The sequence below is a fragment of the Paenibacillus sp. DCT19 genome, assembly GCF_003268635.1.
In the GTDB taxonomy this organism is placed as follows: domain Bacteria; phylum Bacillota; class Bacilli; order Paenibacillales; family Paenibacillaceae; genus Paenibacillus.
Window position 1 is genome coordinate 2860227 of the sequence record NZ_CP029639.1, and the last position, 16965, is coordinate 2877191.

The 16965-nt window shown below is 43.4% G+C and carries 18 protein-coding genes, 1 pseudogene and 1 other annotated feature; of the genes and pseudogenes, 11 read left to right on the plus strand and 8 right to left on the minus strand.

Going from position 1 to position 16965, the window contains the following annotated elements; genetic code table 11:
- Window positions 1-47 precede the first annotated feature (47 nt).
- The gene (locus tag DMB88_RS13010; RefSeq protein ID WP_128101693.1) at window positions 48-1490 is read left to right on the plus strand and encodes a 6-phospho-beta-glucosidase; all 1443 of its coding nucleotides are present in this window, start codon (window positions 48-50) and stop codon (window positions 1488-1490) included.
- A 112-nt stretch (window positions 1491-1602) separates the two neighbouring features.
- Here the strand turns inward: DMB88_RS13010 and DMB88_RS13015 are convergent, their stop codons facing one another.
- Window positions 1603-2763 (minus strand): S8 family peptidase, encoded by a 1161-nt coding sequence (locus tag DMB88_RS13015; RefSeq protein WP_128101694.1) that lies wholly within the window; start codon window positions 2761-2763, stop codon window positions 1603-1605.
- Between the two features lie 217 nt (window positions 2764-2980).
- Here DMB88_RS13015 and DMB88_RS13020 point away from each other — a divergent pair, with 217 nt between their 5' ends.
- From DMB88_RS13020 to DMB88_RS13035, 4 genes are all read left to right on the plus strand, one after another.
- Window positions 2981-3514, plus strand: coding sequence for a GNAT family N-acetyltransferase (locus DMB88_RS13020; RefSeq protein WP_254438555.1), 534 nt, complete (start codon window positions 2981-2983; stop codon window positions 3512-3514).
- Window positions 3515-3565: 51 nt separating this feature from the next.
- Window positions 3566-4018: an SMI1/KNR4 family protein gene (locus tag DMB88_RS13025; protein WP_128101695.1), complete on the plus strand. Its 453-nt coding sequence runs from the start codon at window positions 3566-3568 to the stop codon at window positions 4016-4018.
- Window positions 4019-4068: 50 nt separating this feature from the next.
- A complete protein-coding gene (locus DMB88_RS13030) occupies window positions 4069-4944 on the plus strand; it encodes a Cof-type HAD-IIB family hydrolase (RefSeq protein ID WP_128101696.1) in 876 nt (291 codons plus the stop codon).
- A gap of 83 nt (window positions 4945-5027) precedes the next feature.
- A complete protein-coding gene (locus tag DMB88_RS13035; RefSeq protein ID WP_128101697.1) occupies window positions 5028-5291 on the plus strand; it encodes a hypothetical protein in 264 nt (87 codons plus the stop codon).
- A gap of 195 nt (window positions 5292-5486) precedes the next feature.
- Here DMB88_RS13035 and DMB88_RS13040 read toward each other — a convergent pair whose 3' ends face one another.
- Window positions 5487-6587 carry a hypothetical protein gene (locus DMB88_RS13040; protein WP_128101698.1) on the minus strand — a complete coding sequence of 367 codons (1101 nt, stop codon included), beginning with the start codon at window positions 6585-6587 and terminating at the stop codon, window positions 5487-5489.
- Window positions 6588-6760: 173 nt separating this feature from the next.
- Between DMB88_RS13040 and DMB88_RS13045 the strand changes: the two genes are divergently transcribed.
- Window positions 6761-6940: a YjfB family protein gene (locus DMB88_RS13045; RefSeq protein WP_056689867.1), complete on the plus strand. Its 180-nt coding sequence runs from the start codon at window positions 6761-6763 to the stop codon at window positions 6938-6940.
- 147 nt (window positions 6941-7087) lie between these two features.
- Here DMB88_RS13045 and DMB88_RS13050 read toward each other — a convergent pair whose 3' ends face one another.
- Both DMB88_RS13050 and DMB88_RS13055 read right to left on the minus strand, forming a co-directional pair.
- Window positions 7088-7723 carry a YwqG family protein gene (locus DMB88_RS13050; protein WP_128101699.1) on the minus strand — a complete coding sequence of 212 codons (636 nt, stop codon included), beginning with the start codon at window positions 7721-7723 and terminating at the stop codon, window positions 7088-7090.
- A 71-nt stretch (window positions 7724-7794) separates the two neighbouring features.
- Window positions 7795-8679 (minus strand): hypothetical protein, encoded by an 885-nt coding sequence (locus DMB88_RS13055; RefSeq protein WP_128101700.1) that lies wholly within the window; start codon window positions 8677-8679, stop codon window positions 7795-7797.
- Between the two features lie 162 nt (window positions 8680-8841).
- Between DMB88_RS13055 and DMB88_RS13060 the strand changes: the two genes are divergently transcribed.
- Complete coding sequence (locus DMB88_RS13060; RefSeq protein ID WP_128101701.1) at window positions 8842-9534, plus strand: pseudouridine synthase; 693 nt, start codon at window positions 8842-8844, stop codon at window positions 9532-9534.
- Here DMB88_RS13060 and DMB88_RS13065 read toward each other — a convergent pair.
- A complete protein-coding gene (locus tag DMB88_RS13065; RefSeq protein WP_128104431.1) occupies window positions 9526-10467 on the minus strand; it encodes a DMT family transporter in 942 nt (313 codons plus the stop codon). The genes DMB88_RS13060 and DMB88_RS13065 overlap by 9 nt on opposite strands.
- Window positions 10467-11314, minus strand: a pseudogene (locus DMB88_RS13070) (AraC family ligand binding domain-containing protein). The gene DMB88_RS13065 and the pseudogene DMB88_RS13070 overlap by 1 nt, the downstream one beginning before the upstream one ends.
- Window positions 11315-11475: 161 nt before the next feature.
- Here DMB88_RS13070 and DMB88_RS13075 point away from each other — a divergent pair.
- The 4 genes from DMB88_RS13075 to tyrS all read left to right on the plus strand — a co-directional run bounded on the left by DMB88_RS13075 (window position 11476) and on the right by tyrS (window position 16031).
- The gene (locus DMB88_RS13075) at window positions 11476-11781 is read left to right on the plus strand and encodes a Dabb family protein (protein WP_128101703.1); all 306 of its coding nucleotides are present in this window, start codon (window positions 11476-11478) and stop codon (window positions 11779-11781) included.
- Window positions 11782-12121: 340 nt separating this feature from the next.
- Complete coding sequence (locus DMB88_RS13080) at window positions 12122-13591, plus strand: protein adenylyltransferase SelO (RefSeq protein WP_128101704.1); 1470 nt, start codon at window positions 12122-12124, stop codon at window positions 13589-13591.
- 212 nt (window positions 13592-13803) lie between these two features.
- Window positions 13804-14244, plus strand: coding sequence for an Imm63 family immunity protein (locus tag DMB88_RS13085; RefSeq protein WP_128101705.1), 441 nt, complete (start codon window positions 13804-13806; stop codon window positions 14242-14244).
- Between the two features lie 185 nt (window positions 14245-14429).
- Window positions 14430-14651: a binding site (T-box leader), on the plus strand.
- A 120-nt stretch (window positions 14652-14771) separates the two neighbouring features.
- Window positions 14772-16031, plus strand: a complete 1260-nt coding sequence (gene tyrS / locus DMB88_RS13090; protein ID WP_128101706.1) for a tyrosine--tRNA ligase — start codon at window positions 14772-14774, stop codon at window positions 16029-16031.
- A gap of 76 nt (window positions 16032-16107) precedes the next feature.
- Here tyrS and DMB88_RS13095 read toward each other — a convergent pair whose 3' ends face one another.
- On the minus strand, window positions 16108-16389 hold the full coding sequence (locus DMB88_RS13095) for a YxcD family protein (protein WP_128101707.1): 282 nt from the start codon (window positions 16387-16389) through the stop codon (window positions 16108-16110).
- Between the two features lie 5 nt (window positions 16390-16394).
- Entirely contained in the window at window positions 16395-16895 is a 501-nt protein-coding gene (locus DMB88_RS13100) for a hypothetical protein (protein ID WP_128101708.1), read from the minus strand.
- Window positions 16896-16965: the final 70 nt, after the last annotated feature.

Here is a 16965-nt window from a genome sequence, read left to right on the forward strand (position 1 = left end):
GTCCAATCAAATAAACAGAATTCACAATGATATGGGAGGGCTACGCAATGTTTGAGAAGTTGACAGCCTTCCCAGAGAATTTTCTCTGGGGAGGAGCAACAGCAGCGAATCAATTGGAAGGTGCTTACCTAGCAGATGGTAAAGGCTTGACGACCGTAGATTTGATTCCAACGGGAGCCAATCGAATGAACATTGCGCTGGGTAATCTAAGTTCTTTTGTGCCTCAAGCTGGAGAGTTTTATCCTTCACATGAAGCGATTGATTTTTATCATCGTTACAAGGAAGATATTGCTTTATTTGCCGAAATGGGATTCAAGTGTCTTAGACTTTCCATCGCTTGGGCACGGATCTTCCCAAATGGAGATGAGGCCGAACCGAACGAAGCAGGTTTACGATTTTACGATAATGTTTTTGATGAATTGTTGAAATATAACATCGAACCGGTAGTGACGATTTGCCATTTCGATGTGCCGGTTCATCTGGTTGAAACGTATGGTGGATGGACAAACCGTAAGATGGTTGATTTCTTTGAGAAATATGCGAAGACGTTATTCAACCGTTATAAGGGTAAAGTGAAGTACTGGATGACTTTTAATGAAATCAATATGTTGCTGCATCTGCCGTATATCGGTGCTGGAATTGTACTTAAGGAAGGACAAGACAAAGAACAGCTATTATATCAAGCAGCACACCATGAATTGGTGGCAAGTGCACTAGCAGTTAAAGCTTGTCACGAGATTATTCCGGGTGCACAGATTGGATGTATGCTGGCGGCTGGGATGGTATATCCGTACACGTCCAACCCGGATGATGTATGGAAAGCGATGGAGTTAGATCGAGAATCCTTCTTCTTCATTGATGTACAGTCGAAGGGAGCATACCCAGGCTATACGAAACGATTCTTCAGAGAACATAACATTCAGATTGAGATGCACCCGGAAGATGCAGATATTCTTCAACAAAACACGGTGGATTATATCGGGTTCAGCTATTATGCGAGTCGCTGTACGAGTGCTGATCCAGAAGTCCTGAAGAATTCAACCGAAGGTAACGTTTTTGGTTCTGTGAAGAACCCTTATCTTCAAGCTTCAGAGTGGGGATGGACCATTGATCCAAAAGGGCTTCGCATTACATGTAATCAGTTGCATGACCGTTATGGCAAGCCACTCTTTATTGTTGAAAATGGACTCGGTGCAACGGATGTCTTATTAGACAACGATACCGTAGAAGATGATTACCGGATTGAATATCTGAACAGCCACTTCGCGGAGATGGCAGAGGCCATTCAGGATGGCGTTGAGATTCTTGGTTATACAAGCTGGGGCCCCATCGACTTGGTCAGCGCAGGTACTGGTGAGATGAAGAAGCGTTACGGATACATTTATGTAGACAGAAATAACGACGGAAGCGGAACACTTCGTCGTGTAAGAAAGAAAAGCTTCCATTGGTATAAAGAGGTTATTGCTAATAATGGCGCACAATATTTCTAATGTAATCTTCTGGTGATATCTAAAATAAACAAAGAGCAATCTCGTTATAACGGGATTGTTCTTTGTGTATATGGCCTAAATATGACCGTTAACTTCCTATAAATGTAGTGAATTAAGGTACTTGCAGGCTCTGGTAGGCGTTCAACCGTCCATACTGCCAGTAAATGCCTGAACCCGATACAGGATCAGAGGCGAAGCAGAGTGCGTCACGTATCTGTGCGTTTGTCTTACCCTTGGCAGCGAGTAGAGCAGCTACTCCGGCTACATGCGGAGCCGCCATTGATGTTCCACTAAGATAAGCATAAGAGCCGCCGAGATATGTGGATAAGATGGTGTCTCCTGGTGCAGCCATATCGACCCAAGGGCCATAATTGGAGAAATTAGATTTTAGATCAGAAGGGTCTGTTGAAGCAACCGCAATAACGTTGGGATAGGAGGCAGGCACGATTGGATATGAAGTGTTGTCATTGCCTGCTGCAGCGATAATGACGGCACCTCGATCCCAAGCATACTGTACGGCAGCTTGAAGGAATGCTTCACCCATCGGACCACCCAAACTTAGATTGATCACTTGAACACCATTGTTGGCTGCAAAAACAAGCCCGTTACCGACATTCCCCATTGTTCCTTGTCCGTTGTTATCCAGTACGCGAAGTGGAACGATGGAAGCTAGTGGTGCAACGCCTGCAATCCCGACACCGTTATTGGTGATGGATGCAGCAATGCCGGCTACATGGGTACCATGACCGTTGCCATCTTCAGGAATATTATCATAATCAACATAGTCGTAACCAGGGAGAAGCTTGGCGGCAAGTTCGGGATGATTCAGTTGCACGCCTGTATCAATGATGGCGATTTTGATCGTGCTGTTGCTCTGATTAATATCCCAGGCAGCAGGGGCATTGATTTTTGGTAGGTTATACTGGTAAGGAAAAAAAGGGTCGTTAGGCGTAAAAGAGGCATTAACGTAATAGTTGGGTTCCGCATGCTCAATCAGTTCATGATCCTTGTAATGTTTGAGCATACGAAGCATGTTTTTACGAGATTCCAGACGGAACCAGCCCATATCTTCATACGTTTCAGCAACGTTACATCTACCTTTCCGGTGAAGCGTATGCATCTCGTCGGGGGTTGTCCCCTCTCTAAATTTGACTAAGAGCTGCTTGGGAGCGTGAGGATGAAACTTACTTTCTGCCATATGATCCACATAACGATAAACGAACCAGGTTATCATCATGATCGTTACTGCACTGATGCTAATCCATAACCACATGGAAGATACCCCCTCTAATTTGGATTGTGATACGACTTATCGTATGCAGAATCTATTAGATGGCTTGGGTGCTCTACCAATTTGGTTAGATGTGCAGATAGATTGATAGGATGACGGGAATTCGGTAAGATGGATGGAAGAGCAGATCGGCACGAACAGTATGCTGAGAAGTGCCAGTAATAAGCTCCAAATACAGAGATAAGGAACGTGGAATGTTTTGACACAATTTCTGATTAAACCGACAGTATCGCCTGTTCAGGTGCACCAGATTCAGGAAGCCATTGATTTTGCCATGCGAGTACGTCGTGAAGTGTTTACAATGTTGGATCACACGAGATTACCTCTAGATTTTGAGCAATTCAGTGCACATTATATGAAGTCCAAAGATGCTATTTTCTTGGTAGCTACGGTGGGTGAAGGTCAGATCGTTGGTTCTATCGGAATTCTGCCATATGATGATCGAATTGAAGCGATACAGGGGCGATATCCACAAGAGTCCGCAGCCGAGATCGTGAAATGTTATGTCGATCCTGCATATCGCAGATATGGTATTGGTTCGATGATGTTGCAAGCCTTGGAAAACAGGGTGATTGACATGAGGTACACAACGCTGTACTTACATACACATCACTTTTTACCTGGCGCCGTAGATTTTTGGAAACGTCAAGGGTTTACCATTATTACGGAACAGAACGATGACTGGCAGACTGTACATATGGATAAGCCAGCAGGCAAGGTCGAATTGACTTAATGTTTACGAACTTTCTTTATTACCTAATATCACGAATTGGGGGAGTTATCTGTGTATACGAGTCTAATTGAGAAACTGGAGCATACCCAAGTCTTACGTTGGTTTCCGAATCGTCAGGTTCAAGAGAGCTGGATTGTTGAAATTGAACAGGAGCTTGGTTTTCCATTACCACCTTCCTATCGCTGGTGGCTGCTAAATTATGGTGTAGCTCTCCTAAGTGGGACAGGTATTCTTACGATATCTCCTCCCGAACACCGAGAATACGCCGATACGGATATTTTGTATATGTACCGTCTTGCTGATGAAGATGCGAAGCGGGAAGGGAAGCTGGAGCTTTTTGTCCCGGATGAGGATGAAATATATTATTTCGATGTTCGAACAGCAGATGCCAATGGGGAATACAAGGTAATTAGGCTTGACTATTTAAATGGAGAACCTGAAGTGTATGCAGATTCTTTTGCTGCATTTTTGGAGAGGTTAATCGACGAACGCACGCCAAGGTAACTCATTATCGTATTCACAGACTATAGACTTACACAATGAGGGATAACGAGATGAAGAGAACGAATCAGAACACAGTGAAACCTAAAATGGTGTTTATTGATATTGATGGTACGTTGGTAGATGATGAAGGGAACATTCCGTTATCAGCACGACAAGCTTGTCAAAAAGCACGCGAGAATGGGCATTTGCTTTATCTTTGTACAGGTCGTTCCAAGGCTGAGGTCTATGATGCGATCTGGGAAGTGGGGTTTGATGGCCTGATTGGTGCAGGCGGCGGTTATGTGGAATTTGGCGAACAGGTGTTATATCACAAAAAGGTTACAGTCGAAGCTGTACGCCAGATGGTTGATTTTTTCAACGAACATGACATTGATTTCTTTCTGGAATCGAACTCCGCACTTTATGGCAGCCGGAACCTGCAAGGTCACCTTGAGCGACGCATATATGGCGACATAGATAATAATCCATTAGCACGAGCCAAAAAAGAGCAACAGCCTCATCCTTTTATTGCAGGGATCACCTATGGTGAAACAGATCTGTATAAGCAGGACGTCAACAAGGTTTGTTTTCTGGAGAGTCCTTCAGTACCGTTTGAACGGATTAAACAGGAGTTTGATGGAAAGTTCGGTGTCATTCAATGCACTGTGCCCATCTTTGGAGAAGGTAGTGGAGAACTCACGATACTAGGTGTACACAAGGCTGCCGCGATCGCTGATCTGATCGATCATGTAGGGATAAGCCGAGAAGAGACCATTGCTATCGGTGATGGGATGAATGACGTGGAGATGTTAGAATTCTGTCATGTAGGCATTGCAATGGGCAATGCGAAACCTGGACTAAAAGCGATTGCAGACGATGTCACGGGAACTGTCCAAGAGGATGGGTTATACCATAGCTTTGTGAAGTACGGGTTAATTATAGGGTAGCTCCAGCTTTGTGGGTGTGGAGGAACAAAGACCATTGAAGTCTAAGTGCACCCATATATGGTGAAAGGACGGTTGATGAATGAATGTCGGATCTGATGAAAATGGAATTCGAAATTACGGCCTTTGGATTAGAAGGTCACGAGGGGTATTTCGAGGCTTATCGCCAGAATGAGATTGTTCACACAAAACTGGTATCGAGAGACACCACGTTAGGGGAAGTCGAAGTGGTCATTAAGGAACTGATGGCAGAGATCCGTCAGGAATTCATTCAGCCACCAGAATACGTTAATGCCAAAGTCGTTTTGAGGGTGAAAAGCGAGAATGGAGAATTGAAGTATTTAGGGTGAATTTATTAATTGGACATCATCCGAACAATTGCAACTAATGCGCCAACCATTGCTCCTACAATGATAATACTGACTACCGTGAATATGAGCGTGAATTTTTTGCCATTCATATCTATCCCTCCTTGTTGTGAGTGTAACATATTTTGTAATTAGATAGAGAGCAGAAGCGCTGCTCTCTATTTATTGTGTTTTTCATTAATATCTTGACCAAGAATGTACCTTTCCGTTGTGGAAATTGACGTATGTGTTTCCGTATACCCATACTTCAATGGAACCTAATGCGCTGGTGTATTCACTCGTGCGTGACGGGCCACCCCATGACAACAACACCTGATTAAATGTCATACCAATCTGTATCTGCTGTTTAGTAATGGCTTTCCATATAGATGATGACCATTTGGGGTAGTCTTCTCTAGGGTCTGTGTAATAAAACTGACCATCCAAAAAATCGTTTGGATCGTTTGTTAAGGGTAATTGGAATGAAACTGACTTCCCACTTGCACGTGTAGCTTTTACAATGACTTTATGGCTCTTGATTTCAACAGAACGAATCTTTATCTTTTCTAAATGATACAAGGGGTTGGATGAAGGTAATGCATTTTTGTCAGCCCATCTTTCGGCTCCTTGATATAACCAAATAAATCTTTCGTATTGATAATAATAACAGTAATTTGGAGCTTCACTACCAAATATGGATTCCTGAATCGTTTTGCCATTAACGAATTGAATGGTTACATCGGTTATGATACTAGAACGTGACATCGCAACGATCCACCCCACCTGATCCGCCTTGTAGGAATATATTTTCTCTCCGAAGTCGCTACGCTGTTCTTTCGGTACATTAGATAAGTCTTTCATAATCTTTTCGGTTTTTGCTGATCCCTTTTCGTCACCCCATAAGAAAGCTACCATTAGGTTCTCTTCATTTTTGACAGAATATCCAGATGCAGCCCTAAATTTTTCTAATGATATGTATGTTGTTCCTTTGTACAAAATCGTATCTTTTTTATCAATATGCTGCTCTTTAAGTTTTGTTTTTACTTGAAAACCGTTACCTGAAGCGACTATTGAACCGATCTGTTTAAACATTTTAATCGGGATATATACCGTGCCACCGTCGGCTAAATAGGCTTGATCCTTATGGCTGGCAAGATTTCCATCAATAAATGTAGTGTAACGTACATCTTTGTAGGATTGTTCGAGCGCGTTCTTGGCTGCAAACGAGTGATGGGGTAGAAGGATCAATACTAAACTTAACACAATGAAGGCCAGTAACCCTTTACGTTGAATCGTCATAATATTCTCCTTTATTTTATTGTATTTTAAACTATAGCACGAAGAACGGATCTAGGAACAGCTAAAACATAATAAAGAACAACATAACAAGTTCATTTCTTCATCATTTCGACATCTCTGTCCGATATATATGATGTGCGTTCAAAAGCATAAAACCGAAAGGAGTGTGGAATTTGGATATTGCAGCATTGTCTATAGTTATGAGTCAAGCATCGGTTAAACAGTCTGCGGGCTTGCAAGTGATGTCGATGTCAAAAGATATGGCACAACAGCAAGGTCAGCAAATGGCTGAAATGTTGAAATCAGCAGCTCCACATCCCAATCTGGGAGGAACATTGGATATCTCTGTATAAACGTTGCTCCAATGTATGATGTATTCAATTGGTTCAACCTGCAGCAAGCAAGCCCGAACAGCTCCAGTTCGTAAGAATTGAGGCCGTTTGGGCTGTTCTTATTATTAGGGTTGAGTTTAACGTAAATGTGCATAGGAGAATCCAAATCTAAGCAGTCTGTACAAAGAAAATTCCTGCTAGTGGTGCTTCGGGTGCCTCTTTATCGTTACGCAAAAATAAGTATCCATTCGCATCGGTAAGTCCTAATATATCTTGATACGGTGCGGGAAAATCTCCTGAATAGATCTGACATACGATACCGTATTGGTCTAATAGATGTGTAATCCCGTGTATACCATTAGGTGGACTTGAAGTGAGAAAGGAAAATGCAGGGAATTCTTGCTCGTCTAATTCAACTTCCGAGAACGCTACTCCGCACGACGGTATACACGCACCAGGGCTATGGGACATATATGGCGAGGTAGTTACTGAGACAAATGTACACCCACCCACTATGTTCTCATTCCACTCCAGCTCATCGCCGGTATATGTTACTTGATCTAGAAAATAATCTGTTGCCGAATAGGTGGAGAATACCGAGATGAGCGTATCTGCTGGCAAAGTGGCAGTATGAATATGCTTGGCAAGTTGATTACAATCGATTGAAAAGAGATGAATTAAAGGATCACCCTCTGGATTAAGGGGCCACTCTTGTACATATGCTTTGTCACCGCCGATCCATATCCCTGATTCTTTATTGGCATGATTGGGTTCAAATGTCATTTTCGTAACTTGGTTCATCATAAGCTCCTTAGTTGTTAATGCTATGGCTTCGAGTGTCTTACTTTCAGTGTTGAGTGAGAAAATGAAGAGATTTAAGACTGATCTTGAATAACATATCCGAAAATCTGCTTCGCATGGTTCCAATCGACACCGTAATTCCCTCTCCAGCCAGCCCATGGCATTTCCATATCTGAACGGCCGTTGGTATTGTTTAATTGTAACCCCGCTAGGTGAAGATCCTCGACATTTGTCCAATGGTTTGGGCTGAGGCTCAGCACCTGATTGGGTAGAATCCCTACCATAGCGAGAGATTGCAGTATGCCACGACGGATACCAGGCGTACCTTTGATTAACTTATTCGAGGTGAGACGCTTCTCATATTTTCCCGGAGATTCATCATCGGTGGCCTCATCTAGGCTGACAAGCAGTTGGTTGAAAATGTTGATATCGTCTGCTGTAGGTGTAATCGGTGTAGTCTCCAGCAGGTGTATGAATTCATACAGATCCACATAAGCACCGCGGCTAGTGCCTCCATAATAATTCCCCAAGTGGATCGCATAACGAATCCAGGAGATGTTCTCCCAGCCTTGGTCGTTGTGGCTAAACCCGCAGATTTTGCACATGAGAAACTTATCGGCTTCTTCGTAAGTATGGGGAATGGTATGAATCATCATATGATAGCTTGCAAGTGTCGATATGCCCCTCGGATAACTGCCGCCTACTCCTGCAATAAAAGCATCGGTAATTGTACGCCAGGAGAGGCTCTCATTTTGTTGTAGAGCAATCAGCTTGTCTATAATTTCATCATGTTCGATCTGTACGATGTCATTCACATTCCAATTGTGAACTTGCAAGAGTTCTTGTTCTGCAGCAGTCAGTGTATCAACCTGGTACAATGTAACTTGACGTTCACGGTCGTATACTCCATTCGAGTAATGATATAATTTCTTCAGAGTCCTAAGTAACTTCTTGTCCATAAAATCTCCTCTCACTGAACATTAGGTTAGCGTTCTTATACATAAGGATGGATTGTATTGTTTCTCTAAATTATATAAGGATAAGACAGGAATGGAAATCAGTACAAGGTACTAAATGGAGTTGTTTATAAAGTTCGTTTTGATTGCAAAGGATGGTGGAACATGAGAATTAACAAATACATCAGTGAGACGGGTTACTGTTCACGCAGAGAAACCGATCGCTTGATTGCAGCTGGACGAATTACGATCAATGGAGAAGTCTGTGAAAAGGGTGCTGACGTTGAGCCAAGTGATATCGTGCTCATCGATGGACAAGAAATTCCTAGAGAAGAGCGTGAACGTGTATACATAGCACTGAATAAGCCTATTGGCATTGTCTGTACGGCTGCCGAGAGTGTTACGGGCAATATCATCGAATACGTCAATTATCCCTCACGAATTTTTGCTGTGGGTAGACTCGACAAAGCCTCAGAGGGCTTGATTTTATTAACCAATGATGGAGACATCGTTAACAAAATGATGCGCTCTGAGCATAATCACGAGAAGGAGTATACCGTAACTGTTGATAAGCCTCTAACCGCAGAGTTTATCCATGCCATGTCGGTGGGTGTGGAGATCTTAAATGTCGTTACGAAGCCTTGCGAGGTGTATCGCCAGGATGAATTTGTTTTTCGCATCATATTGACACAGGGGCTTAATTTGCAGATCCGCCGCATGTGCAAAGCACTGGGATACAGGGTGCTGAAGCTGGAGCGAGTACGTATTATGAATATTACGCTGGATCATCTGGAACGAGGCAAATGGAGACATTTAGAGCCAGCAGAACTGGACAAGCTATTTTCCCTGTTACAATGATCGACTAGTGGATTGCACAGCTACATGACTTGAACTGTCCACATGACCGGTACTTCTTTTTTCAGATAGATAAGATCCAACCAAGGTTAGCACAACCCCCAGCACGGTTACCCAAGTCAGCGCTTCATCTAGAATGAGTGCAGATGCAACGACTGTGATTACAGGAACAAGATAAATATAAATGCTCGTTTTCACGGCACCAAGTACCCGTACAGCTCGGTTCCAAGTGACAAAGCAGAGTGCAGAGGCTCCTATACCTAGAAACAGGAGATTGGCAAGATTGTTCATGTCGGCGAACCGCATCAGATTGAGATCAAAATCAAACATAAACAAGGTTGGCAGCATGAATACCAAGCCATAGAAGAAGACTTTGCGTGTTGCACCGATCATATGATAGGGTAAAGCGCCGATTTTGCGCATGATAACGGAATAGACTGCCCAGACCATAGGGGCGAGAAAGGCGAGAACATCTCCAATCGGATTCAGCTTCAGCACAAAACTGCCATTCAGGCTAATGAGTATGATGCCAGATAGTGCAATTGCGAACCCTAGCACAAAGGAGCGATTTAGACGCTCTCCATGAAGGAAAAAGTGTGCAAGCACAGCTGTGAAAAATGGAGCAATGCTGACAATGATCCCTACATTTGATGCAAGTGTGTATGTTAAGGCAATATTTTCGATGAGAAAATAAAGCGTTACCCCGCACAAACCTGCGGCTGCAAATAACATTTCTTCTGTTAATGAGACCAAGGGTATACGTTTGGAATACAGCAGCAACAAAACAACATATCCGATGACGAAACGAAAGAACAATATCTCCACAGGAGTGAAATCGATCAGCAGGAGTTTGGTAGAGACAAATGTTGTTCCCCAGATGAGTATTGTAAATAGAGCAAGTAGATGCCCAGTTGAGAGCTGACGTTCATGTGTCATCATATGCTATCTTTCGTAGCGCTGGCGTTAGCTTCATGATTGAAAATGCGTCTATACTGCCGGGGGTGAGCCCAATCAGTTTTTTGAAAAAATTCGTAAAGTGACTCTGGTCACTGAAGCCTGTCCGCGTAGCAACTTCAATGGGCAGTGCGCCTTGTTCAAGCAGCTTCTTGGCATGACTGATGCGAATTGTTTCCAGGTAGCGATAGGGTGATATTCCTTTTTGGGTCGTGAATAAACGTAGCAGGTGGTATTTGCTCAGACCCGTCATCTCGACAAACTGATCCAGCATAATCGGCTCCATATAATGGGCTTCCATGTACTCGCAGATACGTCTGATCTCGGTTGTGAGATCCTGTGACCCTAAGGGAGGCAGGGCATCTGCATAATCTCTTATCAATTGATCCAATAGCATTAACAATGCTTCTTCCTTATGAAAATCTGATTGACCTTCCAGGATCATCAAATGTAATTCATGTAACGACGTGCAGAGTTCACTCTGATACAGCACAGGTTCTGTAAACCGGGGAAGGTAGTCTTGTCCGGTAATTTCCTGCACATATTTTCTCATCACGTCAGGTTGGATATTGATGCATCGATAGTCTAGTGTTCTACCGTCTACCCCTTCACAGGCATGAGGATCCTGCGGATTGAAAATAATGACATCACCACTGTTCAGCATATATTCCTTGTTATTGCAGGCGAGATAGCGTTTGCCTTGCTCAATAAAACCAATGACGTAATAGTCATGAAAGTGATTCGGGAATTTCTGCATAATACCTTCGAACTGATAGGCTTCCAATTGTAGATCTGTATCATAAACGACGGTTCGGACTTCACGCGTCATATGGTGCACCTTCTTTCTAGTAAGTTATAGATAGTATAAATTGAGAAGAAGGAATTTTCTTGAATGATATTGCTGTTTGAATTACAATTTGAGCATCTTAGATTGTAATCGATTAACATCTAACATGCTATGCTTCAAGGCAAACAAAGGAGGAAAATAACGTGTTTGAACATTTAGTTATTTTTAATTTTAACGATCAGACTACATTACCTAAGCAACAGGAGTTTGTAGATCAATTATTAGCGCTAAAAGAGCAGATTCCAGGCATTGTTGAACTGACAGCAGGGATTAACCAGACGGAAGAGACAGACCGAATTCAAGGCTATACAATTGGTTTAAGAGTAACATTTGAAGATCAGCAGGCATTGCGCGCCTACGGTCCACATCCTGCTCATCAAGCATTTGTAGCATCCTTGAATGGATGGATTGAGAACGTCATCGTATCAGACTACCCGCTGTCCAATTAATTAATTAATTAAGATAAGCCAGAAACAGCTAATTTATGGTTTAGACTATGGATTCGCTGTTTTTGTGTTGTCGTTAGAAAAGTTGAATCGTTTACTTATTGATAATTGTGATTGGACGATAGTCAGGTTCATCTTTATACTATTTATCATAGTTAACAGCTCTGTATTTACGGGATAAGCATGCAAAATTAAACTAGATATGCTACAGTTTCTACAAGAACATGAGTGCCATGTTCACGATCAATGAATTTCATGCGACTACATAAATGAGCATTGTTTGGTTAGGCAACAATAATACAACAGGAACCTTGTTTTCAAGGAAAAGGAGTGTAGTGATATCATGCCAACAGCAAAGCTTGCGACAGGCTGGAATTTTGATAATAGTTATGCACGATTGCCACAGACGTTTTATACGAAGCAGGGAGCGGGACATGTGCAATCCCCCCATTTAATCATTTTTAATGATACAGTTTCGAGGAAGCTTGGTTTAAATACAGAAGAGCTGAAGAGTGATGAAGGAGCTGCGATTTTGGCGGGCAATCTCATACCCGAAGGAGCCGAGCCCTTAGCTCAAGCATATGCAGGTCATCAATTTGGTAATTTCAATATGCTGGGTGATGGACGAGCACTGCTCCTAGGTGAACAGATTACGCCTGACGGAGAACGCGTAGACATTCAGCTAAAAGGATCGGGCAGAACGCCATATTCACGCGGAGGAGATGGACGTGCGGCTGTTGGACCGATGGTTCGTGAATATATTATTAGTGAAGCGATGCATGCCTTAGGCATTCCAACAACGCGAATTCTATCTGTAGTATCAACAGGAGAGACGATTACTCGTGAAACGGAGCGACCAGGTGCGATCTTGACCCGTGTGGCTTCCAGTCATTTGCGTGTAGGTACATTCCAGTATGCTGCAAGGTGGGGAACGGTAGAGGAATTACGAGCACTGGCAGATTACACGCTGGAGCGTCACTATTCGTATATTAAGCTGGATGAGCATCGCTATCGCTCCCTGCTTGAGGAAGTAATCAAACGCCAGGCAACACTGGTGGCACAATGGCAACTGGTTGGTTTTATACATGGAGTCATGAACACGGATAATATGACGTTAAGCGGTGAGACGATCGATTATGGACCATGTGCTTTTATGGATGTATACAAACCTGGGACTGTGTTCAGCTCAATAGATACTCAGGGACGGTATGCCTATGGCAATCAGCCTTACATTGCAGGATGGAACCTAACGCGTTTAGCGGAGTCGCTATTGCCGTTATTACATGAGGATGAGGATCAGGCTGTGCAAATTGCCCAAGATGCCATCGCCCAATACTCCGATCTGTATCATCAAGCGTGGTTGTCTGGCATGAGAGCCAAACTTGGGTTGTTCAATGCGGAGCCGGAGGACGAAACATTGGTGAAGGATCTCTTGGAAACGCTGGAGCAGGCCGGAGCAGATTATACCAATACCTTCCTGGCTCTAACTTTTGATAAGACTCATCATTCTAATCTTGCTGACCTTGCTCAATTCAAGGAGTGGCATACACGCTGGCAGGCAAGATTGGAGAGACAGCCTCAATCTAGAGATGAAGTACAACAGCAGATGAGCAATCACAATCCAGCGGTCATTCCGCGGAATCATCGAGTGGAGGAAGCACTGGATCGTGCGGAAAATCACGGGGATCTTAGTTTGGTGGAAAAGTTAGTTCAGGTGCTGTCGAATCCATTCGACCATTCAATTGAACGTTCAGAGTACACCGAAGTCCCGGCCACATGTGACACATCCTATCGGACATTCTGCGGAACTTAAGCCTAACAATAAGACTTGAAAAATGATACCGTCGCACCATACCTAGCGATTATTCCGAAAATGAAAAAAATTAAGGCTGCCTAAGGGCAGCTTTTTTAATGGAATAGTGTACGAATGGAGGTTAAGATATAAAAAGTGAATCAATGTCTTTGATGAGCCTTGAATAATGGAGGGCAATCGTATATTAAATCGGCAGCCATAGGAGCGTGAACATGTCACATTTGCTGAACAAACAAGAAATTGCAGCTGCACTAACTGAACTACTCAATCGCACATCCTTGCCGCCAGAACAGGTAGCGCGTAGTGTTAATCGTTTATTTGAAGAGTTTAAATGGGAGGGTGTGCCTTATGTAGAGGTGGGCAAAACTGCTTATATGGTCACGATCTATGAGCGAGGAATGCCTATGTTGAAGAAGCGATTGAAGCAGACGGACGAAGTTCTATACTGGTTACTGGCAGATATTATTTTTACGATTGCGCATGTTGAACTGATGAAACGGCATGGAGTAGATAATGTACATACATATTTGAAATACACTGAAGCTATTTATGCAGAACTGAACGCGGATGTTCAGAAAGCTTTCCAACAGATTGGTGGAGTCTATCTACGTTGGCATGAGAGCGGTAAAAGGCAGGAGCTTGAACAGAGCTGAAGAGCATAAGCACTTATCTACTTGTGTAAAATATGGACGAGCGTTGTTTCCAAAGCACATTTGCAATGAAATATCTGGAAAATATTGTGGGTGAGTAACGATAGGATTGTAAAGCATGTAAGGTAGAAGTTACTTGGTCTTGCATTGGCTCTAAGGTTCCGCTATACTGGCTATAATCTAATACATGAACTACGATGATAGAGCGCAGTAGCGGCTTTGTCCCTGTTACAGAAAGTCAGGGGTTGATGGAACCTGATACATACAAGGGCTGCGAATTACACTCTGGAGTATCTTGGGTAATGCCAAGCGGGATGGCGAACGATATTTCGCCAAAAGCGGTACAGACAGGTTCGATTTCGAATGTCTGTGCAAGTTGGGTGGTACCACGGTTATGAATCGTCCCTATGTCAACAGATGACAAGGAGGCGATTTTTTTGTGTCCAAAAAAGCTGCCCAGATGTGTTTCTTGCTGACTCACGTAACTCATGAGCTGAGGATTATGATACTGGAGAAGGAGTTGTATATTCGTGAATATTATTGATGAATTAGAATGGCGCGAAGCCATTAATCAACAGACGGATGAGGAAGGACTGCGTGAACTGATTGGGTCGAAGTCGGTCTCCTTGTACTGTGGTGTCGATCCTACAGGAGACAGTATGCACATCGGGCATTTGATTCCTTTTATGATGCTCAAACGTTTCCAGCAGGCAGGACATCGTCCAGTCATTTTGATTGGCGGAGCGACAGGTACGATTGGTGATCCGAGTGGACGTCAGTCCGAGCGTTCTTTGCAGACGTTGGAACAGGTTCAAGACAATGTGAATGCATTAACAGCACAGTTGAAAAAGCTCTTTGTGACCGAAGGCGACAATCAGGTGCGCATGGTCAATAACTATGACTGGACACACCAGATCAATGTCATTGAATTTTTGCGTGACTACGGCAAGAACTTTAACCTGAATACGATGCTTGCAAAAGACGTCGTGGCGAGCAGACTCGAAGACGGAATTTCATTCACTGAATTTTCCTACCAGATTCTCCAATCCCTCGATTACCTGCACCTGTACAAGAATGAAGACGTACAATTGCAGATTGGCGGCTCGGATCAATGGGGTAACATCACGAGTGGTCTTGATCTCATTCGTAAAAAAGAAGGCTCTGAGGCTAAAGCGTACGGTCTGACGATTCCGCTTATGCTCAAAGCAGATGGCACCAAGTTCGGTAAATCAGCAGGTGGTTCCATTTGGCTGGATCCGAACAAAACAACACCATTTGAGTTCTACCAGTTCTGGGCGAACACGGATGATCGTGATGTTGTGAAATACTTGAAATACTTCACGTTCTTGAGCAAAGAGGAGATCGAGGCCTTGGCGCAAAAAGTAGAGACAGAGCCACATAAACGTGAAGCACAAAAAGCACTTGCTGAAGAAATGACGAGATTCGTTCATAGTGAGGAGATGCTGGAGCAGGCTAAACGGATTACAGCAGCCTTGTTCAGTGGAGATATTCGCTCGTTGACGGCAGATGAGATCGAGCAGGGCTTCAAAGAAATGCCTACCTTCGAAACGGAAGGCGAAGCCAAAAATATCGTTGACTGGTTGGTGGATCTTGGTCTAGAGCCATCGAAACGTCAAGCGCGTGAGGATATTACCAAAGGTGCTATCTCTTTGAACGGTGAGAAAGTAACAGAGCTTGAATTCAACGTTTCTGCAGAGCAAGCTATCGGTGGAAAGTTCATCATTATCCGTAAAGGGAAGAAGAACTACAGCCTGGTGAAATTGAAGTAAAAAGCGACATTAACACAAAACCGCCCCCTTTGATTAGATCAAAGGGGGGCGGTTTAATTCGTTGCTTTGAGCTCAATTAGTGTTGATTTACAATCGCTGTAATCTCTTCATCAAGATCCAGTCGCACATCTTCACGATAAGCTCGAATATTATATTCACTGTGGAGATAACGCAGAATTGCTTCAATCATGTTGGATTCAACCAAAAATTGACTTCGGCCTTGAATCCAGACTTCAGCGGAATATCCTGTATCTTCCTCCCAGCTCAATTCAACGTTAACATCAGTTGGTCGTACACCTTTACGTTCTGCCATGTGAAGGCAAATCGCATTCACAATTTCATCCATGCTCAGAACCATAGGGATTAGTACCGTCCGTTTCTGTTGCGGTCATCATCACGATCGTCACGACGATCATAACGTCCGTCTGCCGCTGGTTTACGGTTGGTGAGCTTTCTGAAGAGTGTCATTGCAAGCATAACAATCAACATAATAGCAGCTACGTTTACGAGCAATCCAAGGATATTACCCAGAGCTCCCATGCCGCCGAACAATCCACCGAACATCAATCCAGCCAAACCACCAAGCATCATGCCTTTCATGAATCCGCCGCCACCGCCGAAGAATCCACCACGGTTTGTTGCAGCTGCACCTGTACCTGAGTTATTGTTGCTGTTCGATTGACTTACATTGTTATTGGAATCCGATTTCTTAGGAGTATTGCTATAACTTTTCGTACCTGATTTGAAACCGCCGCCACGTCTTGCATCGGCTGAATCTGGGTTAACCACACCAACTGTTGCGAACAGTAATGTAAATGCCATGAACACCATCATAAGATGTTTAATACCGAATTTTTTCTTCATTGTAAAGATCGTAACCCCCCGATTAATGTTGTTGGATTTCTCCATAAAATACAGCCTTACTCAAGTAATA